The sequence below is a fragment of the Curtobacterium sp. P97 genome (assembly GCF_023712445.1).
Lineage (GTDB): Bacteria > Actinomycetota > Actinomycetes > Actinomycetales > Microbacteriaceae > Curtobacterium.
Genome location: NZ_JAMAYF010000002.1, coordinates 118823 through 137587 on the forward strand (window position 1 = coordinate 118823; position 18765 = coordinate 137587).

Annotated in this window: 18 protein-coding genes; 6 read left to right on the forward strand and 12 right to left on the reverse strand. The window is 72.9% G+C overall.

The window, feature by feature from the left end; all coding sequences use genetic code 11:
- Nucleotides 1-249 precede the first annotated feature (249 nt).
- Nucleotides 250-1689, forward strand: a complete 1440-nt coding sequence (locus M3677_RS02415) for a GuaB1 family IMP dehydrogenase-related protein (protein WP_251159708.1) — start codon at nucleotides 250-252, stop codon at nucleotides 1687-1689.
- Nucleotides 1690-1930: 241 nt separating this feature from the next.
- Here M3677_RS02415 and M3677_RS02420 read toward each other — a convergent pair whose 3' ends face one another.
- From M3677_RS02420 to M3677_RS02435, 4 genes are all read right to left on the reverse strand, one after another.
- A complete protein-coding gene (locus M3677_RS02420) occupies nucleotides 1931-3001 on the reverse strand; it encodes a hemolysin family protein (protein WP_066658342.1) in 1071 nt (356 codons plus the stop codon).
- A 23-nt stretch (nucleotides 3002-3024) separates the two neighbouring features.
- Complete coding sequence (locus M3677_RS02425) at nucleotides 3025-4413, reverse strand: hemolysin family protein (protein WP_066654758.1); 1389 nt, start codon at nucleotides 4411-4413, stop codon at nucleotides 3025-3027.
- 237 nt (nucleotides 4414-4650) lie between these two features.
- Nucleotides 4651-5733: an NADH:flavin oxidoreductase/NADH oxidase gene (locus tag M3677_RS02430; protein ID WP_066654756.1), complete on the reverse strand. Its 1083-nt coding sequence runs from the start codon at nucleotides 5731-5733 to the stop codon at nucleotides 4651-4653.
- Complete coding sequence (locus M3677_RS02435) at nucleotides 5730-6368, reverse strand: HAD family phosphatase (RefSeq protein ID WP_066654754.1); 639 nt, start codon at nucleotides 6366-6368, stop codon at nucleotides 5730-5732. The genes M3677_RS02430 and M3677_RS02435 overlap by 4 nt, the downstream gene beginning before the upstream one ends.
- A 24-nt stretch (nucleotides 6369-6392) precedes the next feature.
- Here M3677_RS02435 and M3677_RS02440 point away from each other — a divergent pair, with 24 nt between their 5' ends.
- The gene (locus M3677_RS02440; RefSeq protein WP_251155092.1) at nucleotides 6393-7253 is read left to right on the forward strand and encodes an ADP/ATP-dependent (S)-NAD(P)H-hydrate dehydratase; all 861 of its coding nucleotides are present in this window, start codon (nucleotides 6393-6395) and stop codon (nucleotides 7251-7253) included.
- Nucleotides 7254-7472: 219 nt separating this feature from the next.
- Here the strand turns inward: M3677_RS02440 and M3677_RS02445 are convergent, their stop codons facing one another.
- The gene (locus M3677_RS02445) at nucleotides 7473-8189 is read right to left on the reverse strand and encodes a YceI family protein (protein WP_251159709.1); all 717 of its coding nucleotides are present in this window, start codon (nucleotides 8187-8189) and stop codon (nucleotides 7473-7475) included.
- Nucleotides 8190-8250: 61 nt separating this feature from the next.
- Here M3677_RS02445 and M3677_RS02450 point away from each other — a divergent pair, with 61 nt between their 5' ends.
- A complete protein-coding gene (locus M3677_RS02450) occupies nucleotides 8251-9531 on the forward strand; it encodes a DUF2029 domain-containing protein (RefSeq protein WP_251159710.1) in 1281 nt (426 codons plus the stop codon).
- A complete protein-coding gene (locus tag M3677_RS02455; RefSeq protein WP_251159711.1) occupies nucleotides 9528-9836 on the forward strand; it encodes a thiamine-binding protein in 309 nt (102 codons plus the stop codon). Before M3677_RS02450 ends, M3677_RS02455 begins: the two co-directional genes overlap by 4 nt.
- A 45-nt stretch (nucleotides 9837-9881) precedes the next feature.
- Here the strand turns inward: M3677_RS02455 and M3677_RS02460 are convergent, their stop codons facing one another.
- Together M3677_RS02460 and M3677_RS02465 are read right to left on the reverse strand one after the other, a co-directional pair.
- On the reverse strand, nucleotides 9882-10322 hold the full coding sequence (locus M3677_RS02460) for a hypothetical protein (RefSeq protein ID WP_251159712.1): 441 nt from the start codon (nucleotides 10320-10322) through the stop codon (nucleotides 9882-9884).
- Between the two features lie 2 nt (nucleotides 10323-10324).
- On the reverse strand, nucleotides 10325-10504 hold the full coding sequence (locus M3677_RS02465; protein ID WP_066654730.1) for a hypothetical protein: 180 nt from the start codon (nucleotides 10502-10504) through the stop codon (nucleotides 10325-10327).
- A 98-nt stretch (nucleotides 10505-10602) separates the two neighbouring features.
- Here M3677_RS02465 and M3677_RS02470 point away from each other — a divergent pair, with 98 nt between their 5' ends.
- Complete coding sequence (locus tag M3677_RS02470) at nucleotides 10603-10818, forward strand: hypothetical protein (protein WP_251159713.1); 216 nt, start codon at nucleotides 10603-10605, stop codon at nucleotides 10816-10818.
- A gap of 357 nt (nucleotides 10819-11175) precedes the next feature.
- Nucleotides 11176-12441 (forward strand): MFS transporter, encoded by a 1266-nt coding sequence (locus M3677_RS02475; RefSeq protein ID WP_251159714.1) that lies wholly within the window; start codon nucleotides 11176-11178, stop codon nucleotides 12439-12441.
- Between the two features lie 80 nt (nucleotides 12442-12521).
- Here M3677_RS02475 and M3677_RS02480 read toward each other — a convergent pair whose 3' ends face one another.
- The 5 genes from M3677_RS02480 to M3677_RS02500 form a co-directional block, all read right to left on the reverse strand.
- Nucleotides 12522-13193 carry a response regulator transcription factor gene (locus tag M3677_RS02480; protein ID WP_066654724.1) on the reverse strand — a complete coding sequence of 224 codons (672 nt, stop codon included), beginning with the start codon at nucleotides 13191-13193 and terminating at the stop codon, nucleotides 12522-12524.
- 96 nt (nucleotides 13194-13289) lie between these two features.
- Nucleotides 13290-14612: a hypothetical protein gene (locus M3677_RS02485; protein WP_066654722.1), complete on the reverse strand. Its 1323-nt coding sequence runs from the start codon at nucleotides 14610-14612 to the stop codon at nucleotides 13290-13292.
- Complete coding sequence (locus M3677_RS02490) at nucleotides 14609-15766, reverse strand: sensor histidine kinase (protein WP_251159715.1); 1158 nt, start codon at nucleotides 15764-15766, stop codon at nucleotides 14609-14611. The genes M3677_RS02485 and M3677_RS02490 overlap by 4 nt, the downstream gene beginning before the upstream one ends.
- A gap of 175 nt (nucleotides 15767-15941) precedes the next feature.
- Nucleotides 15942-17141 (reverse strand): homoserine O-acetyltransferase, encoded by a 1200-nt coding sequence (locus tag M3677_RS02495; RefSeq protein ID WP_251159716.1) that lies wholly within the window; start codon nucleotides 17139-17141, stop codon nucleotides 15942-15944.
- 93 nt (nucleotides 17142-17234) lie between these two features.
- Nucleotides 17235-18566 (reverse strand): bifunctional o-acetylhomoserine/o-acetylserine sulfhydrylase, encoded by a 1332-nt coding sequence (locus M3677_RS02500; RefSeq protein ID WP_251159717.1) that lies wholly within the window; start codon nucleotides 18564-18566, stop codon nucleotides 17235-17237.
- Nucleotides 18567-18765: the final 199 nt, after the last annotated feature.

Below are 18765 nucleotides of genomic sequence, written 5' to 3' on the forward strand. Positions count from 1 at the left end.
TCGTGCGGGGCAACCCTGCTCCGCACTGGCCGCCAGCCTAGCCGTTCCGCGCCGACCGTTCGGTGACCGTCGGACGCGCGCCGCGCCTCCCGGCCGTGCTCGCGCGTGTCGGGACGGGGGCCGCCCGCCGGACCGGTGGACCCGACGACGGGTGTCGCGCAGCAGGGGTCCTGCTCCGGCGTCGACGGTGCGCCGGGGAGACCTCCCGCACGCGTGTCCGCGCGGCTGCGGAGCCGTACAGTGGCACCCATGAGGTTCTACGAGACGCGGCCGACGCACGACCTGACCTACTCCGACGTCTTCCTCGTGCCGAGTCGGTCCGGGGTGACGAGCCGCTTCGACGTGGACCTCGCCACGAACGACGGCACGGGCGCCACGATCCCGATCGTCAGCGCGAACATGAACTCGGTGACCGGCCCGCGGCTCGCCGCGACCCTCGCCCGCCGCGGTGGGCTCGGTGTGCTGCCGCAGGACATGCACCTGCAGGACCTCGACGCCGCGATCCGCTGGGTCAAGGAGCAGCCGGTCGACTTCGACACCGCCTACGACATGCGCGCCGACACCACCGTCGCCGAGGCGCTCGAGCAGCTGCTGCCGGTGGCAGGTCGCGGGGTCGTGGTCCGCGACGGGGCGGGGGAGTACCTCGGCTGCGTGCCCGCCGCCCGGCTCGGCACCGCGGGTGCGGACGCGACGATCGGCGACCTGCTGCACGGACCCTCGACGGCCATCGACGCCGACGACGCCGGTACCCCGCGGCACGTGTACGACGTGCTCTCTGCCGCCGAGGTCGACTTCGCGCCCGTGGTCCGGCACGGCAGGGTCGTCGGCACCACGAGCCAGACCAGCGCGATCCGCTCCGACATCTACACGCCCGCCGTCGACGGGGACGGTCGCCTGCGGGTCGCCGCCGCGGTCGGCATCAACGGCGACGTCGCCGCGAAGGCGAAGGCCCTCGCCGCCGCCGGGGTCGACGTGCTCGTGCTCGACACCGCGCACGGCCACCAGGAGGGCATGCTCCGCGCGCTCCGCACGGTCTCGGCGCTGGGTCTCGGCCTGCCGATCGTCGCCGGCAACGTCGTCACCGCCGACGCCGTCGCGCACCTCGTCGACGCCGGTGCGACGATCATCAAGGTCGGTGTCGGACCGGGCGCGATGTGCACCACGCGCATGATGACGGCCGTCGGCCGCCCGCAGTTCTCCGCCGTGCTCGAGACCGCCGCGGCCGCCCGGTCGCTCGGCGCACACGTCTGGGCCGACGGCGGCGTCCGCTACCCGCGCGACGTGGCACTCGCGCTGGCCGCCGGAGCCTCCGCCGTCATGATCGGTTCGTGGTTCGCCGGCACGCTCGAGGCGCCGGGCGTGCTCCGTCGCGACGCCGCGGGCAAGGCCTACAAGGAGAGCTGGGGCATGGCGTCGGCGAAGGCCGTGCGGGAGCGCTTCGAGCGCCTCGACCCGTACGAGCGGGCCCGCAAGGCGCTCTTCGCCGAGGGCATCTCGTCGTCGACGATCTACCTCGACCCGGAGCGGCCGAGCGTCGAGGACCTGCTCGACATGATCACCACCGGCATCCGCAGCTCGGCGACGTACGCGGGGGCGTCCTCGCTGACCGAGTTCGCCGAGCGGGCGCTCGTCGGCATCCAGTCGGCGGCCGGCTACGAGGAGGGCAAGCCGCTCCCCGTGAGCTGGTAGCGGCGCGGGGCGCGGCCGTCGGCGGGCCGCCGTCGGCGCGCGAGACTCGGCTCCACGGACAGTTGCGCGGTCCCACCGCCCCGAACGTGTCCGCCTGGCCGAGTCTCGACCAGGACCGACAGACGGACGGGAGGCGCGGTGCCAGCTGGCACCGTCCTCCCTCGCAGGCTCGGTCGGCGCGCCCCGCGCAACGCTTCGCGTCGCCGCTGAGCTGGGCGCGCCCGTCCGTCGTCCGGTGCGGTCAGCGCCGCCGGGTCGCGTCCTCGACGGTGCCCACCAGTTCCTCGAGGATGTCCTCGAGGAACAGCACACCGATCGTGCGCCCCTCGGCGTCGAACGCCCGCGCCACGTGACGGCCCGCCGCACGCATGGTCGCGAGGGCGTCCTCGAGGTCCATGTCCGTGTACAGGGAGATGAGCTGCCGGATCCGCTTCGGGGGCACCGGCACGTCGAACTCGTCCGGACGCAGGTCGATGACGTCCTTGACGTGCACGTAGCCCGTCGGGTCGCCGTCGTCGCCGACGAGCACGTACCGCGAGAAGCCACGCTGGGCGACCGCGCGCTCGACGTCCTCGGGCGTGGCGTCCTCGGGGAGGGTGACCAGGTCGGACATCGGCACCGCGACGTCCTTGACCTTCTTCTCCGTGAACTCGAACGCCATCGCGAGCTTGCCGTCGTCCGTCAGGGTGCCCTCGCGGCGGGACTGCTCGACGATCGTCTGGACCTCCTCCACGGTGAACGCGCTGACGGCCTCGTCCTTCGGCTCGACCTTGAACAGACGGAGCACGGCGTTCGCGGTCTCGTTCAGGCCGACGATCACCCAGTGCAGGGCGTGGCCGATGTACCAGAGCGTCGGGACGAGCAGCAGTGCGGCCCGGTCGGGCATCGAGAACGAGATGTTCTTCGGCACCATCTCGCCGAACACGACGTGCAGGAAGGACACGAGCAGCAGCGTGAAGACGAACGCCACGGTGCCGATCACCTCGACGCTCCAGCCGGTCAGTCCGAGCGGGACCTCGAGCAGGTGGTGGATGGCCGGCTCGGACACGTTGAGGATGAGGAGCGAGCAGACCGTGATGCCGAGCTGCGTGGTGGCGAGCATGCGCGTGGCGTGCTCCATCGCGGCGAGCGTCGTCTGGGCGGCCTTCGACCCGGCCTCGGCGCGCGGCTCGATCTGCGAGCGGCGGGCGGAGATCACGGCGAACTCGGCGGCGACGAAGTACGCGTTGCCGAGCAGCAGGACGACGAGCCAGAAGATGCCCCACCAGTCGGAGCCGCTCGACGCGGACTCACCGGCGGCGAGGACGACCATGCCGTCGTGGACGGACGCGGCGCTCATCGGGAGCCCTCCTTCGTGGCGGGGATGATGATCCCGGTGGCCGGGCGCTGCGCGGTCGCGGTGCTGCCGGTGGTCGGGACGGGATCGGGGTGCGTCGGGGTCCAGCGGACGCGGTCGACACGGCGACCGTCCAACCGCTCGACGCGGAAGACGCCGTCGTCGAGCGCGACCTCGTCACCGACGGCGGGCAGGCGTCCGAGGGAGGACATGATGAACCCGCCCACGGTCTCGTACGGACCGTCCTCGGGGACCGTCACGCCGGCGCGGTCCTCGAGCTCGTCGGGACGCAGGAGTCCGGGGAAGGTCAACCAGTTCCGGGAGCGCACGACGTCGATGCGTGCGCGGTCGTGCTCGTCGGACACCTCGCCGACGATCTCCTCGACGAGGTCCTCGAGCGTGACGACACCGGCGGTGCCGCCGTACTCGTCGACGACGATCACCATCTGGTAGCCGCGGCTCCGGACCTCGGCGAGCAGGGTGTCGCCGGGCATGGTCTCGGGGACGCGCTCGGCCTCGGTCATCAGGGCGCCGACCGGCACCTCGGGGCGCTTCTCGCGCGGGACCGCGACGGCCTGCTTCACGTGCACGATGCCGACGACGTCGTCCGCGTCCTCCTCGATCACGGGGAAGCGGCTGAAGCCGGTGCGGCGCGCGAGCGCGATGACGTCGTCCGCCGACTCCGAGACCCGGATGGTCGACAGTCGCGGGCGCGGGGTCATCACGTCGCTCGCGTCGAGCTCGGAGAACGCGATGGTGCGCTGGAGCAGCGTCGCGGTGTCCTGCTCGAGCGAGCCCTCCGACGCCGAGCGGCGGAGGAGCGAGCTGAGCTCCTCGGCGCTGCGGGCTCCGGACAGTTCCTCCTGGGGCTCGATGCCCATCGACCGGAGGACGGCGTTCGCGGTGCCGTTGAGCAGGGCGACCGCGGGCTTGAACACGGTGGTGAAGGCGACCTGCAGCGGCACGACGAGCCGCGCGGTCTGGAGCGGCAGCGCGAGCGCGAAGTTCTTCGGCACGAGCTCGCCGAGGATCATCGACAGCAGCGTCGCGATGACGAGCGCCACGATCGAGCCGACGGTCTCGACGAGTGCCTCGGGCAGCTGCATCGCGAGGAACGGCGCCTCGAGCAGCGTCGCGATCGAGGGTTCGAGCAGGTAGCCGGTCAGCAGGGTCGTCAGCGTGATGCCGAGCTGCGCGCTCGACAGGTGCGTCGACGTGACCTTCAGCGCTGCGATCACCGGTGCCAGGCCGGACTCGCCGCGGTCGCGCCGGGCCTCGACCTCGGCGCGGTCGAGGTTCACGAGCGCGAACTCCGAGGCGACGAAGACACCGGTACCGAGGGTCAGCAGGATGCCGCCGACCAGCATGACGATGTCGAGGGGACTCATTCTCCACCTCCCGACGCACGGGAAGCGGGGCTGCTCACCGAGTGAGCGCCGGATGAGTGGGAAGGCGAAACGGAATTCGGAGGATCGTCCACAGTGAGAGTCATGGTAGCGGGTGCGCAGCGTCGGAGCCGAGAGGACGTACAGGGAGCGCGCCGTGCCTCCCGGCCCGCACGCCGCGCGCCCCCGGCCGGTGTCGGTGACCGGTCGTGAGGCGCGCGGTGCGCTGGGTGCGCCGGCCTACGCCGTGACGCGCGCGCGGTGGTACTGCTGCGGCTCGTAGTCGATCGCCACGCCGAGCTCGGCGGCGGCGCGCAGGGCGAAGGACGGGTCGCGGAGGAACTCGCGGCCGACCATGACGACGTCGGCCTGGCCGGTGGCGACGACCTGCTCGGCCTGGAAGGCGGTGGAGATCATGCCGACGGCGATGGTGCCGATGCCGGCCTCGCGCTTGACCGTCTCCGCGAAGGGCACCTGGTAGCCGGGCCCGACCGGGATCGGGGCCTTCGCGACGTTGCCGCCGGTGGAGACGTCGGCCAGGTCGGCGCCGTGCTCGGCAGCCCAGCTGGCGACCTGCACGGTGTCCTCCACCGTGAGTCCGCCGTCGACCCAGTCGGTGGCCGAGAAGCGGACGACCACGGGGAAGCCCTCGCCGACCTCGGCGCGGACGGCGTCGATCGTCTCGAGCAGGGCGCGGGCGCGGTTCTCGAGCGAGCCGCCGTAGGCGTCGGTGCGGTGGTTGCTCAGCGGCGAGAGGAACTGGTGGAGGAGGTACCCGTGCGCCGCGTGCAGCTCGACCAGGTCGAAGCCGGCCTCGACCGCGCGGCGGGCGGCCGCGGCGAACGCGAGCGCCACGACGCGGATGTCCTCGGTCTCGAGCTCGCGCGGCACCGCGTAGCCGTCGAAGGCCACGGCCGACGGAGCGACCGTCGCCCAGCCGCCCTCGGCCTCCGGCACGCTGCCCGAGGCCTCGGACCAGGGGCGGTGGGTCGATGCCTTGCGCCCGGCGTGTGCGAGCTGGATGCCGGCGGCGGCGCCCTGCGCGTGCAGGAAGTCGACGATCGGCCGGAAGGCGTCGCGCTGCTCGTCGTTCCACAGGCCGACGTCCTGCGGGCTGATCCGACCCTCGGGCACGACGCCGGCGGCCTCGACGACGACGGCGCCCGCGCCGCCCTTGGCGAACCCGCCGAGGTGCACGAGGTGCCACGGGGTCGGGACGCCGTCCTGCTGCTCGACCGAGTACTGGCACATCGGGGAGACCCAGAGTCGGTTGCGGACGGTCAGGTCGCGGATGGTGATCGGTTCGAACAGGGCGTGCGTCACGCGGGTGCTCCTTCGTCGGTCCGTGCCGCCAGGTCCTGCAGGAAGGTCCGCAGTCCGGCCGGCGACGTGAAGTGGTGGCCGACCGCCCCGATCGCGTCTGCACCGGCGGCGTTCTCGGCCCTGTTGTCGACGAACACCATCTGCTCGGGCGTGATTCCCAGGCGCTCGCACGTCGTGCGGTAGACGGATGCGTCCGGCTTGAGGACGTGCTCCTCGGCACTGACCACGACCGTCTCGAACACCGAGCCCATCGGCGACCAGCGGTACGGGTCGCCGAAGTCGCGCCCGGCGTTGGACAGCAGGGCGAGCCGGGTCCCGGCGGCGTGCAGCTCCTCGACGATCGCCAGCGCCTCGGGGTCCACCTCGAACCAGCCCGTGAAGTCGACCGCCCAGAAGCGGTGGATCTCGGTGAGGCTCCACCGCCGGCCGGTCCGCGCCGCGATCGCGCGCCAGTACTCGAGCACCGTGAGGTCGCCCCGGTCGAGGTCGTGTCGCAGCTCCTGGTACACCGGCAGCAGCTCGTCCGCGGGTACGCCGGTCATCGCGACGAGGGCGTCCCACGCGCCGTGCGGTGTCCGGCTGATCACCTCGCCGTAGTCGAAGACCACCACGCGACCGGGCAGGAACAGGCTCATGCGCTCCACCGTAACGTGGCGGTCGTGAACGACTTCGCCCCCTTCGCCCCGACCGACGCCGCTGCCTGGACCACCGCTCCGCACGGCGAGTCGACCAAGTACCGCCGGGGTGTGCTCGGCGTCGCGACCGGCTCCGACCGGTACCCGGGGGCGGCGGTGATGGGCGTCGACGCAGCGGTGCACACCGGCGTCGGGATGGTCCGCTACGTCGGACCGGACCGTGCCACCGACCACGTGCTCGCCCGCCGTCCGGAGGTCGTCTCGGGTGTCGGTCGCGTGCAGGCGTGGCTCGTCGGCTCCGGGATCTCCGCGGACTCGCTCGACGAGCTCGACCCGTCCACCGCTGACGCGTTCCGGCACGCCTCGGACGACGGCGTGCCGGTGGTCGTCGACGCCGGGGCGATCCCGCTGGTCGACCTCGGACCGCTGGCGGTGCTGACGCCGCACGCGGGGGAGCTCGCCCCGGTGCTCGAGACCTCACGCGAGGCCGTCGAGCGTGATCCGGCGACGGCTGCGGTGCGCGCGGCGGAACGGACCGGCAGCGTCGTCCTCCTCAAGGGCTCGGACACGCACGTGGCGACACCGGACGGGTCGGTCCGGCTCGTGGCGTCGTCGGCCACGCCGTGGCTCGCGGCGGCCGGCGCGGGGGACGTGCTCGGCGGGGTGCTCGGGGCGCTCGTCGCCGCACGGCAGGGCGCTGCGGAGGCGTCCGGTGCGTCGCTGTCCCCGTCGGACCTCGCGCACCTGGCCGCGACCGCCGCGGTCGTGCACGGGATCGCCGCCCGTCGTGCGTCCCGGGGTGGTCCGTTCACGATGACGGCGCTGATCGAGCAGCTGAGCGGCGTGGTCCGGGACCTGGTCGTCGACGGCGACGCGCGGGGGTAGCGCGCGCGGCCGGGCAGGCGCGGGCGCGGGCGCGGGCGCCGGGCTGGGCGGGCCGGCGTGCGACATCGCGCCCGTCGATCGACGCGTGCGGTGTCGGCGACGTGACCCACTGCCGGACGGGAGGCGCGGGGCGGGCTGGCGGCGTGCCTCCCGGCCGGTGGTGGGGCGCGTCGGGACGTGGGGTCGCGTGACCGGGCCGGGTCGCGTCCGACCGGCGCGTCAGGACGCGGGCGTGGCGTGCACGAGGAACTCGACGGCGCCCGCGTCGTCGACCTTCACGAAGCCGAGGTCGGGGGCCTGCACGCCGAAGTCCGAGAAGGTGATCGGGACCGTGCCGGACACCGCGACACCGTCGCCGTCGAGCCCGATCTGCAGGTCGGCGCGGACCGGCTTCGTCACGCCGTGCAGCGTGAGTTCCCCGTCGGCCCGGACCTCGGTCGTGCCCGAGCCGCTCGGGACGGCGTCGGTGATCGGTCCGGTGAGCGTGAAGGTCGCCTGCGGGAAGGCCGAGACGTCGAGGGCGGAGTCGCGGAAGTACGAGTCGCGCTGCGCGGAGTCCGTGGTGATGTCGGCGACCTGCACCGTGACGGTCGCCTCGGTGATCGTCGTGCCGTCGACCCGCGCCGAACCGGTGACGCTGTCCGTGCGCCCGGTCACGGTGACGTCGGAGCCGTTGAGGACCTCGTGCACGCGGTACCCGGCCTCGGAGTCGCCGCCCACGGTCCAGTCGCCGGACAGGTCGGCCGTGTCGAGCGTCGACGGGGCGCGGCTCGCGGCGACCGAGGGCGCCGCCGACGCCTTCGCGTTCTCGCTCGACGTGTACACGTTCGTGCCGACGGCGACGCCGACGACGGCGAGCACCGCGACGAGCAGGACGATCCCCGCCCAGACGAGGGGCTTGCGGCTGGTCGGGCGCTGGCGCGGGTCGGTGCTCACCCGCGAACGGTGACACGTCCTCCTCAGGAGAGCCTGTGGAGCGGTTCGCTACGCTCGCACGGTGCAGCAGCGGTTCCGGTGGGTCGAGGGCGTCTCGCTCGCCGTGGTGGTCGTCCTGGTGCACGCTGTGCTCTGGTGGCTCGCCACGACCGCGCCGAACCTGCCGCTGGGTGACGTCACCATCACCTACCGACGGTGGATCGAGGTCGGACGGATCGACCACTCGTGGGTCGGGGTCGACTCCGACTGGGTGTACCCGGTCTTCGCGCTCGTGCCGATGGCCGCTGCGGCCCTCGGCGGCACCGCGGCGATCGCGACCGGCTGGCTCGCGCTCATGGTGCTGCTCGACGCCGTCGCCTGTGCCTTCCTCTGGCGATTCCGTGCGTTCGGCGTGCGGGTCGTCTGGTGGTGGCTCGTGTTCCTGCTCGCGCTCGGACCCATCGCACTCGGCCGGATCGACACCGTGGCCACCGCGATCGCCCTCGTCGGCGTCGCCTTCGTCGTGACCCGTCCGGTGGTCGCGTCGGCGCTCTTCACCGCAGCGGCCTGGACGAAGGTGTGGCCGGCTGCGTTGGTGGGCGTGCTGGTGCTGCTGCGTCGGGGACACCGGAGCGCCGTCGTGACCGGGGCACTCGTCGTGACCGGGCTGATCGTGCTCGTCGACGTGCTCTACGGCGGAGCGCCGTACCTGCTGTCCTTCGTGACCGAGCAGAGCGACCGGGCGATGCAGATCGAGGCGCCGCTCGCGACACCCTTCATGTGGGCGGCAGCGCTCGGGGTCCCCGGAGCGGCCGTCTACTACGACCGCGAGATCCTGACGTTCGAGGTGTCCGGAGGGGGCACCCACGCAGCGGCCGCGCTGTCGACGCCGCTGATGGCCGTGCTCGTCATCGGCGGCGTGGTCCTCGCGCTGCTCGCGGTCCGGCGGGGCGCCCGTCGCACCGAGGTGGCACCGGTCCTCGCGCTGCTGTTCGTCGCGGTGCTGATCGCGGTGAACAAGGTCGGGTCGCCGCAGTACGTCGGGTGGTACGCCGTGCCCGTCGTCTGGGGGCTCGTCGCCGGGTACCCGAGCGCGCGGCGCTTCCTGCCGGTCGCGATCGGGGTGCTGCCCCTGGCGCTGCTGACGCAGGTGATCTACCCGGGGTTCTACGACGAGCTCCTCGCGGTGCACACCTGGATGGTGTTCGTGCTCACCGTGCGGAACGTCCTCGAGGTCGCCGTGCTGGTGTGGGCGGTGGTCGCGCTGGTGCGGCTCGCGCGGCGCTCGCCGGAGCGTTCGTCGGTGCGGGTGTCCGAGCCGCCGGTGCGCGGGGGAGTCGACCGGGGCAGGATGGACGCATGATCGTCGCGTTCTCCGTTGCTCCGTCCGGTGGTCCCTCGGCATCGTCGGACGGGTCCGTGCACGACGCGGTCGCCGCAGCGGTGCGCGTCGTCCGCGAGTCCGGTCTGCCGAACCGCACCTCGTCGATGTTCACCGAGGTCGAGGGGGAGTGGGACGAGGTCATGGACGTCGTCAAGCGCGCCACCGAGGCCGTCGGTGCGTACGGCAACCGGGTGTCCCTCGTGCTCAAGGCCGACGTCCGCCCCGGGCACACGGGGGAGATCGACGGGAAGCTCGAGCGGCTCGAGGCGGCGCTCGGCGACTGAGCCGGTCCCGGGCCGCCCGCACCACCGTGGATCGGCCCCGCGCGGTCACCGCGCAGGTGTGCGGACGAACACGAAGTCGGGACGGGGGACGTCGAGCGATCCGGTGAAGAAGGCGAGTCCGGCATCGGTCGGGTACCCCTGGCGGACGAAGCGGTCCGCGAACCGGAACCGGATCCCCGGTGCGCTGCCGTCCGCGAGTGTCCACTGCCCGGAGAAGTCCGACGAGGAACGGCCCTCGGAGCAACCGGGAGGGCTCGTGTCGGCGTTCCTGGTCCGGCACGCCAGGGCGTCCGGGATCCCGCGAGCGGTGTAGGTGCCGTCCGCCGACACGACGAACCGGGCGGGCTCGGAGCCGTCCTGCCCGACGAGCTGCCACGTCCCGGTGTAGTCGGGAGGTCCGGATGCCATCGACCCGGCGCAGCTCGTCAGCACCAGGCACAGCGCGGTGACCAGGGCTGCCAGGCCCGTCCGGAGTCCTGTCGCCACGGTCAGAAGTACATGCGGCCGGTGTTGCTGTCGCGCTCGGCCTGGCGGAGCGCCTCGGCGATCTCGGGGTCACTGCCGTCGTACTGCCGCGAGCGTGCGCCGAGGTCCGTCAGGTGGTGCATCCACAGCCACAGCCCCACCGCGACGAGCAGGACGACACCGGTCACGATCCACCACCCCATGGCCCGATGCTACGCCAGCTGGGAGGTGCAGGACACGCCGATCGCCTCCCCGCGGTGTCGGTGGTCGGGTGTCTCATGGTCTCCACCGAGCCGCACCGGTGGCTCGGGACGACCCGGACGACGACGAGGAGCGCGTGATGATGCACGACGGCTGGTGCCCCGACTGCGACCTGCAGACGGTCGTCATCGACAGTGACGAGCAGACCGGCGACGCCTGGGCGAGCTGCACCGAGTGCGGGTCCGGGTGGGTGCACCGCGACGAGCTGCCCGAGCTGGCGTCGGCCGGGGCGCGCGAGGAGCGCCGCGCGGCCTGAGGTCCGTCGAGCAGCGACGGTGCCTGTCGCGCTCGCTCCTCCGGCGGGAGCCGGTCTCGCTCCACAGTCGCGCGTCCGGCTGATGTCGAATCGATTCGGCCCGTCGTCTTCCGTCGGCTGTTTGGAGCGGTCTACACTGCTGGGACCGGGCCGCTGCACGTGTGCTCGGACCGTTCGACGCCGAACACGGACCGACCCCGTCGCCGTCTGACCGCCGTACCGCCGTCGTGCGCGTGCCGGCGGGAACGGGACCGTGTGCATGCCGTGCGGCGTGGCGATCCGGCCGATGTCCCGGCGAGCGAGCCGGGATCCGGCTCCGTCCTCCCGCCCCCGTTCCCCCCGATCCAGACAGGTCGCATGACGCTCACCACGCCGACGCAGCGCGCGTTCGCCCTCATCGCCCTCGCCCTCGGTGGCTTCGCCATCGGGTCGACCGAGTTCGTCGCGATGGGCCTGCTACCGAACATCGCCGAAGCCCTGCTCCCCGCGCAGTACGCGGCCGACCCCGCCGCCGGGGTCGCGCACGCCGGCTGGCTCGTCAGCGCCTACGCGCTGGGGGTCGTGGTGGGTGCGCCGACGATCGCGGCGATCTCCGCCACGTTCCCGCGCAAGGGCCTGATCCTCGTGCTCCTCGTCGGCTTCGTGGTCGCCACGGTCGCGAGTGCGGTCCTGCCGAACTTCGGGCTCGTGCTCGTCGCACGCTTCGTCGCCGGTCTGCCGCACGGTGCGTACTTCGGCATCGCGTCGATCGTCGCGGGCGAGATCATGGGGCCGGGCAAGCGCGGCAAGGGCATCGCGATGGTGATGCTCGGCCTGTCGATCGCCAACGTCGTCGGCGTGCCCGCCATCACCTGGATCGGGCAGAACACCGGCTGGCGCATCGCGTACGGCGTCGTCTCGCTGCTCTTCGCCTTGACGTTCCTCGCCGTCGCGGCCTTCGTCCCGCGGAGCGCCGCCGACGAGCACGCGACCGTCGGACGGGAGCTCCGGGCCTTCCGATCGCCGCAGCTCTGGATCGTGATGGGGCTCGGTGCGGTGGGCTTCGGCGGGTTCTTCGCCGTCTACTCGTACATCTCGCCGCTCGTGCAGAACGTCACCGGACTGCCCGAGTCCGCGGTGCCGCTCGTGCTCGTCGTGGTCGGCCTCGGCATGGTCGTCGGCGGGGTCCTCGGTGGGCACCTGGCGGACCACAGCGTCAAGCGGACGATCTACATCGGGATGCTCGCGCTCATCGGCGCCCTGCTCGTGACCGTCTTCACCGCCCAGTGGGTCTGGGGGGTGTTCCTCGGCGCGTTCCTGCTCGGAGCGACCTCGTCGGCGATCCCGCCGGCGGTGCAGTCTCGCCTGATGGACGTCGCCGGCGACGCTCGGACCATCGCGGCGGCGCTGAACCACTCGGCGTTCAACATCGGCAACTCGCTCGGCGCGGCGCTCGGTGGAGCGGTCATCGCAGCCGGGTTCGGGTTCCTGGCCCCCGCGTGGCTCGGTATCGTCCTCGCGCTGCTCGGTCTGCTCGTGACGATGGTCAGCTACGGCGTCGAACGGCGGACGGATCGCCGCTCCGCCCTGCGGTCGTCGTCGCCGTCGACCGGGCCGATCACCGCGCCGGTGCCGACGGTCTGACCGGAGTCGACGCACCCACACGACGGACGGGAGGCCCGTGGCGGTGTCGCCACGGGCCTCCCGTCCGTCGTGTGGAGCGACTACAGCCCGACCGGGCTGCCGTCCTGCACGATGATGCCGTCGGTGATCGCACGCTTCCGCAGCGCGACCTTCGTGCCGACGTCGAAGCCCGCGACGCGGTACTTCTCGCGGATGCGCTTGAGGTAGCTCTTCGCGGTCTCCTCGGAGATGCCGAGCTGGTAGGCGACGCTCTTGACGGGCTCGCCACCGCCGTACAGCGCCATCACGCGGCGCTCCTGCGCGCTGAGCTTCGGCACGCCGCCGACGTCGCCGCTGTTGATCGCCAGGTCGAGCTCGGCGGAGACGTACTGCTCGCCGCGCTGCGCGGCACGGATCGCCTCGACGATCATGTCGGCGTCCTCGCTCTTCACGAGGTAGCCGAGAGCGCCGGAGCCGAGGGCCTCGCGGACGACGTTCGGCTCCGAGTACGTGCTCATCACGACGGTCTTCACGCCGGCGGTCTTGAGCGTCGAGATCTTCAGCGAGACCGGGATCGAGTCCTTGAGGTCGAGGTCGAGCAGCACCACGTCGACCGGGAACGCCGGGCTCGTCAGGAGCTCCGGCCAGGTCGTGACGGCGGCGACGAGCGTGATGTCGTCGGCGGCGCTGCGGATCCACTCCGTGAGCGCGCCGAGCAGCATCCGGTGGTCGTCGACCAGTGCGAGTCGGATCGGTTGCTCTGGAGTCGCCATCAGGCGTCCTTTCTCGAAGGCGGTGCACGCCGATCCTAGGTGTCGGGACCGTCCGGGCTGGGGATGTCGGCCGGGTGTCCGGCAGTTCGCGCCCGTCTACATCGACGGGTGTCGATCGACGACGCAGTGCGAGACGACGCGGAGCACGCCGTCGCGGAACGACTCGGTGTACGGGCCGATGCGCTGCAGGGCGCTCCATGCGGTCGGGCCGAGGCGTCGGCGCGGGGTCCCGCGCGACTCGAACACGATCGGGACGTCCATGCGCTCGTCGGACACCGGGTGCCCGTCGGAGCCGATCGGACCGAGCGTGACCGAGACGACGGGGGCACCCGGCTGTGCGGGGCGACCGTCGCCGACCATCTGCCACAGGGCCTGCAGCAGGCCGTCCCGCTGGGCGGGGCCGAGGTGCCCGGCGAGGGACTGCGGATCGGCCACGCTGACGGCGCGCCCGAGGTGGTCGGACTCCGTGATCGCGTGGTACAGCCACGTCTCGCGGCGTCCCTCGATGAGGTGCAGGCGCAGCTCCGTCGCCAGCGACGCGGCGACGGAGGCCGAGGCGTCCGAGAGCGGCAGCGGGTCCGAGCCGTTCGCGACGGCGTCGAGGAGCTTCTCGGCGGCCAGGTCGAGCCGGGCGAGCTCGTCCGACGCGAGCATCCCGACGGCGAACTGCGGCGCCTGGACGTTGCTCTGCACGAGCACCCGGTCCAGCTCGCGCTGCACGAGCTGGCGGAAGCGGTGCACCACGAACAGTGCGATCGACGGCGGGACCACCACGAGCGCCAGCAGCGAGACGATGCCCGGCAGGGTCGCCGGGGTGATCGGCGTCGACACGGCCGCCATCACGGCGAACCCGAGACCGAGCACCGCGATGGCGGCGGCGACCTCGCGCGCGGGCCGGAGCGTCGCCACCGGGAGCAGGGCGAAGCCGGCGGCGACCGAGGCGCTGGCGGTGTGCGCGATGTCGTGCTCGGGGAGGATCCCGACGAAGTCGAGTGTCACGACGCACGCCAGGACGGCGCAGATCAGCGCGAACGCGGTGCCGGTGAGCCGCTCGCCGTAGGTCATCAGGCTGAGGCCGACGCCGATCGCCGCGACCAGGTACAGCGCCCAGGCGCCGGCGGGCAGCCACGGGTTCGCGTAGTCCGGCAGCCGGACCAGGAAGAAGACGATGCCGGCGACGGCCTCGATCGCGGTGAGGACCGCGGCGCCGAGGCCGAGGTAGCCGGCTCCGAGCGACGCACCGGGCTTGGCGGCCTGCCGGAGCGAACGGGCACCCGTCGAGGTCGAGGGGAGCCCGCGGGCCTGCCGTCGCTCGCTGCCCCGGTAGCGCTCGCGCGCTTCGCGACGGGTGCGCGGTGCCGGCTGCACGGTCTCGCCCGGGAGCCCGCGGTTGATGGTGTCCTCGGGGACGCGGGTCATCGGGGAGCCTCCAGGACGACGGTGGTGCCCGATCCCGGGGCGGAGAAGAGCTTGGCGTCGCCACCGACCTCGCGGAGGCGGTTGACGACGCTCTCCTTGTAGCCGAGGCGCTCCGCGCTCACCGCGTCGAGGTCGAAGCCGACACCGGCGTCGGTCACCATCGCGCGGACGGTCTCCTGGTCGTGGACGATCGTGACGTGCGCCTCGCCGACGCCGGCGTGGCGCCGGACGTTCTCGAGGCACTCGCCGAGGGCCAGCAGGAACGCGTCGAGCACGTTCGACGGCAGCAGGACCTGACCGGTGCCGTGCCAGCTGACCTCGAGCCCCATCCGGCCGAAGCGCTGCTTGACGGACTCGAGGGTCTGGCCGAGCGGCGACTCCTCGACGCGGGTGAGCGAGTAGTCGCCGGACTGCTGGGGCTGCGGGGTCGCGCCGAGTCGCAGGTGCCGGAGGAGCCTGGCGTCCTCGGCGGCCTGCTCGCGCATCGCCTGCTCGGACACGCCGACCCCGGAGTGGGCCAGGAGCGTGAGGGTGGCGAGCACGGTGTCGTGCAGCAGTCGGGCGCCCTGGCGTCGCTGCGCCTCGGTCTCGCTCGCCTGCCGTTCCGCGCGGTGCGCCGTGCCGATGCTCTGGATGCGCCGGGCGACGCGGGGGATGCTGCGCGCGATCCACACCGAGACCACGGCGACGAGCACCCAGCCGAGCACCACACCGGCGGTCGGGCCGGAGAGCGGACCGCCCGATGCCCAGACGACGGCGCCCACGGCCGCGACTCCGGTGACGATCGTCATCGCGAGCCCGACCGGCGCGCCGCGCTGCGCCATCAGCGGGGCGGACAACGACCCGGCCGCCAGCGGCACGACGGCGCTGGCGACGACGGACCGCACGTCGGGGTCGGCACCGAGCAGCAGGAGCGCGAGGGCCCCGAGGCCCGAGGCGAGTGCGAGGGCGGTCCACCACACCGACCCGTTCGTGCCGAAGACGAGCAGCGCCGCGATGAGCACCGCGATGCAGGCGAGTGCGCCGAGCAGGGGGACCAGGGGGACCGCGAGCGAGCTGACGATGCCGACGACGGAGACCAGGGCGCAGGTGATGCCGACGACACGGGTCGTCGACCGCAGCAAGCGGTCGCGTTCCTGTGCGATGAAGTCCATCGGTGTCCTGGTGGTGACGTCGGTTCGGTCGGGTCCGGTGGTTCGCCGGACCCCGCGGGCGGGGTACCCGTCGCCATCATTCCACGCGGCCCACCCGTTGTGGGGTGTTCGGCACGCGGACGTGGACAGATCGGTCCGCGGGTGCGCCGGGCGCGCCGCGCCCGTACCGGGCCGTTCAGTCGAGCAGCCGTCGCAGGTGCGCCCCGACCGCCTCGTGCTCGATGAGGAAGCCGTCGTGTCCGAACTCGCTGTCGAGCACCGCGGCCCGGTCCCCGTCCAGCGTGTCGGGGATCCCCGCCGCGATCCGGTGCTGGTCCTCGAGCGGGAACAGACGGTCGCTCGACACCCCGACGACCAGCGTCCTGGCGGTCACCGCCGCGAGCGCCGCCGTCACCCCGCCGCGCCCGGCCCCGACGTCGTGCGAGTCCATCGCGTGCGTGAGCGCGACGTACGACGAGGCGTCGAACCGCCGGGTGAACCGGTTGCCGTGGAAGTCGAGGTAGCTCTCGACCGAGAACCGGCCGTCGTCGCCGAGCGGGGAGACGTCGCTCTGCCACGACCGCGCGAACCGCCCGTTGAGCTCGTCCGGCGCGCGGTAGGTCATCAGTGCCATCCGCCGCGCGAGCGACAGCCCGCGGTGCGGTCCCTCGCCGACCGCCGCCTCGTAGTAGTCGCCGCCGGCGTACGCGGGGTCGGTCTGGATCGCGGCACGCTGCAGCGAGTTCGCGGCGATCTGGTCGGCCGTGGTCTGGGCGGTCGACGCCAGGACCGCGAGCCGGGCGACCCGGGAGGGGTGCGCCACCGCGAACTCGAGCGCGTGCATGCCGCCCATCGAGCCGCCGACGACGGCGGCGAAGACGTCGATGCCGAGCGCGTCGGCGAGCTGGACCTGGACCGCGACCTGGTCGCGCACGGTCACGAACGGGAAGCGCGACCCCCACTCGACGCCGTCCGGCGCGACCGAGGACGGGCCGGTCGTCCCCTGGCACCCGCCCAGCATGTTCGGGGCGACGACGAACCACCGGTCGGTGTCGATGGCCAGGCCCGGTCCGACGACGTCGCCCCACCAGCCCGCCGTGCGGTGCCCGGGTCCGGCCGGACCGGTGACGTGCGAGTCGCCGGTCATGGCGTGCAGGAGCAGCACCGCGTTGCTGCGCGCGGCGTCCAGCTCGCCCCACGTCTCGTAGGCCACCCGCACCGACGGGATCCGTCCGCCGCGCACCCACTGCTCGCCGAGCGCGGCGAACCGCCGGGAGCCGGGGTGGTCGCCGGGACGCCAGGCGCCGGTCACGGGCGGCTTGCCGAGCGTCCCGAGCTCGGTCCCGGGCACGAGGGTGGACGGGACCGAGTCCTCGGGGATCGTCTGCCAGTCCATCGTGTCCAGTCTGCCGGGAGGCACGCCCCACCTCCGCCGTGTTACGTCACGATCGGCGCGTGCTCCGCGACCGGGACGGGACGGGCCGGGCCGCTACGCCCGCTGGCCCTCCTGCGAGACGGCCCGCGCCGCCGCGAGCCCCGCCTCGAGGTCCGCACGGAGGTCCTCGACGTTCTCGATGCCGACCGAGAGCCGCACCAGGCCCGGGGTGACCCCGGTGGTGAGCTGCTGCTCGGGCGTGAGCTGCGAGTGCGTCGTCGACGCCGGGTGGATGACGAGGGAGCGCACGTCGCCGATGTTCGCCAGGTGCGAGAACAGCCGCAGCTCGTCGACGAACGCCTTGCCGGCCGGCACCCCGCCCTTGAGCTCGAACGACAGCACGGCACCGACACCGCGCGGCGCGTACCGGTTCGCCGCCGCGTACCAGGGCGACGTCGGCAGCCCGGCGTACGACACGGAGGCCACCTCCGGGTGCCGGTCGAGCCACTCCGCGATCTCCTGGGCGTTCGCCACGTGCCGCTCCATGCGCAGCGACAGCGTCTCGATGCCCTGGAGCAGCGCGAACGCCGTGTCCGCCGAGTTCGACGCGCCGAGGTCGCGGAGCAGCTGCACCCGGGCCTTCACGACGTAGGCGAGCTCGTTGCCGACCGCCTGCGCGAACACCGCGCCGTGGTACGAGGGATCGGGGGAGTTGAACTCCGGGAAGCGGTCGGCGTGCTCCGACCAGGCGAACCGTCCGCCGTCGACGATCACGCCGCCGATGACGGTGCCGTGGCCGCCGAGGAACTTGGTCGCCGAGTGCACCACGATGTCGGCACCGTACTCGAACGGCCGGATGAGGAACGGCGTCGCGATCGTGTTGTCGACGATGAGCGGCAGGCCGGACTCGTGCGCGACGCTGCTGACGCCCGCGATGTCGAGCACGTTGATCCGCGGGTTGCCGATCGTCTCGGCGAAGAAGAGCTTCGTGTTGGGGCGGACGGCGCGACGCCACTCCTCGAGGTCGTCCTGGTCCTCGACGAACGTCGTCTCGATGCCGAGCTTCGCGAGCGTGTACTTGAACAGGTTGTACGTGCCGCCGTAGATCGACGACGACGAGACGATGTGGTCACCGGCCCCCGCGATGTTCAGCACGGCGTACGTCTCGGCCGCCTGACCGCTCGACACCAGCAGCGCGCCCGTACCGCCCTCGAGCGCGGCGATGCGCTGCTCGACGACGTCGTTCGTCGGGTTCATGATCCGCGAGTAGATGTTGCCCGGTTGCGCCAGCGCGAACAGGTCGCGGGCGTGGTCCGAGTTCTCGAACACGTACGACGTCGTCCTGTAGATCGGCGTGGCCCGTGCGCCGGTGGTCGGGTCCGGCTGCGCGCCGGCGTGGACCTGCGTCGTCTCGAACCGCCAGGCGGCTGCGTCGTTCGTGCTCATCGGGGCTCCTGTCGGGTTCGGTCCGTCATGGCGTCGCCGCGGACGACCGGGAGGCCCGGGGCGTCGTCGCGACGTCCGTCACGCTACGCAGGTGGCGGGGCGGGCACCAGCGGGGCCGCCTCGCGACGTAACGCGCGTGCGTGGCGCGCGTCCGTGGAGTCGACGCGACCAGCCGAGGGGTGGGAGCGGCGCGGTGCGG

Coding starts and splice junctions, on each gene's coding strand:
- M3677_RS02415 (WP_251159708.1), top strand. CDS start 250: ATGAGGTTCTACGAGACGCGGCCGACGCACGACCTGACCTACTCCGAC.
- M3677_RS02420 (WP_066658342.1), bottom strand. CDS start 3,001: ATGGTCGTCCTCGCCGCCGGTGAGTCCGCGTCGAGCGGCTCCGACTGG.
- M3677_RS02425 (WP_066654758.1), bottom strand. CDS start 4,413: ATGAGTCCCCTCGACATCGTCATGCTGGTCGGCGGCATCCTGCTGACC.
- M3677_RS02435 (WP_066654754.1), bottom strand. CDS start 6,368: ATGAGCCTGTTCCTGCCCGGTCGCGTGGTGGTCTTCGACTACGGCGAG.
- M3677_RS02455 (WP_251159711.1), top strand. CDS start 9,528: ATGATCGTCGCGTTCTCCGTTGCTCCGTCCGGTGGTCCCTCGGCATCG.
- M3677_RS02465 (WP_066654730.1), bottom strand. CDS start 10,504: ATGGGGTGGTGGATCGTGACCGGTGTCGTCCTGCTCGTCGCGGTGGGG.
- M3677_RS02475 (WP_251159714.1), top strand. CDS start 11,176: ATGACGCTCACCACGCCGACGCAGCGCGCGTTCGCCCTCATCGCCCTC.
- M3677_RS02480 (WP_066654724.1), bottom strand. CDS start 13,193: ATGGCGACTCCAGAGCAACCGATCCGACTCGCACTGGTCGACGACCAC.
- M3677_RS02485 (WP_066654722.1), bottom strand. CDS start 14,612: ATGACCCGCGTCCCCGAGGACACCATCAACCGCGGGCTCCCGGGCGAG.
- M3677_RS02490 (WP_251159715.1), bottom strand. CDS start 15,766: ATGGACTTCATCGCACAGGAACGCGACCGCTTGCTGCGGTCGACGACC.
- M3677_RS02495 (WP_251159716.1), bottom strand. CDS start 17,141: ATGGACTGGCAGACGATCCCCGAGGACTCGGTCCCGTCCACCCTCGTG.
- M3677_RS02500 (WP_251159717.1), bottom strand. CDS start 18,566: ATGAGCACGAACGACGCAGCCGCCTGGCGGTTCGAGACGACGCAGGTC.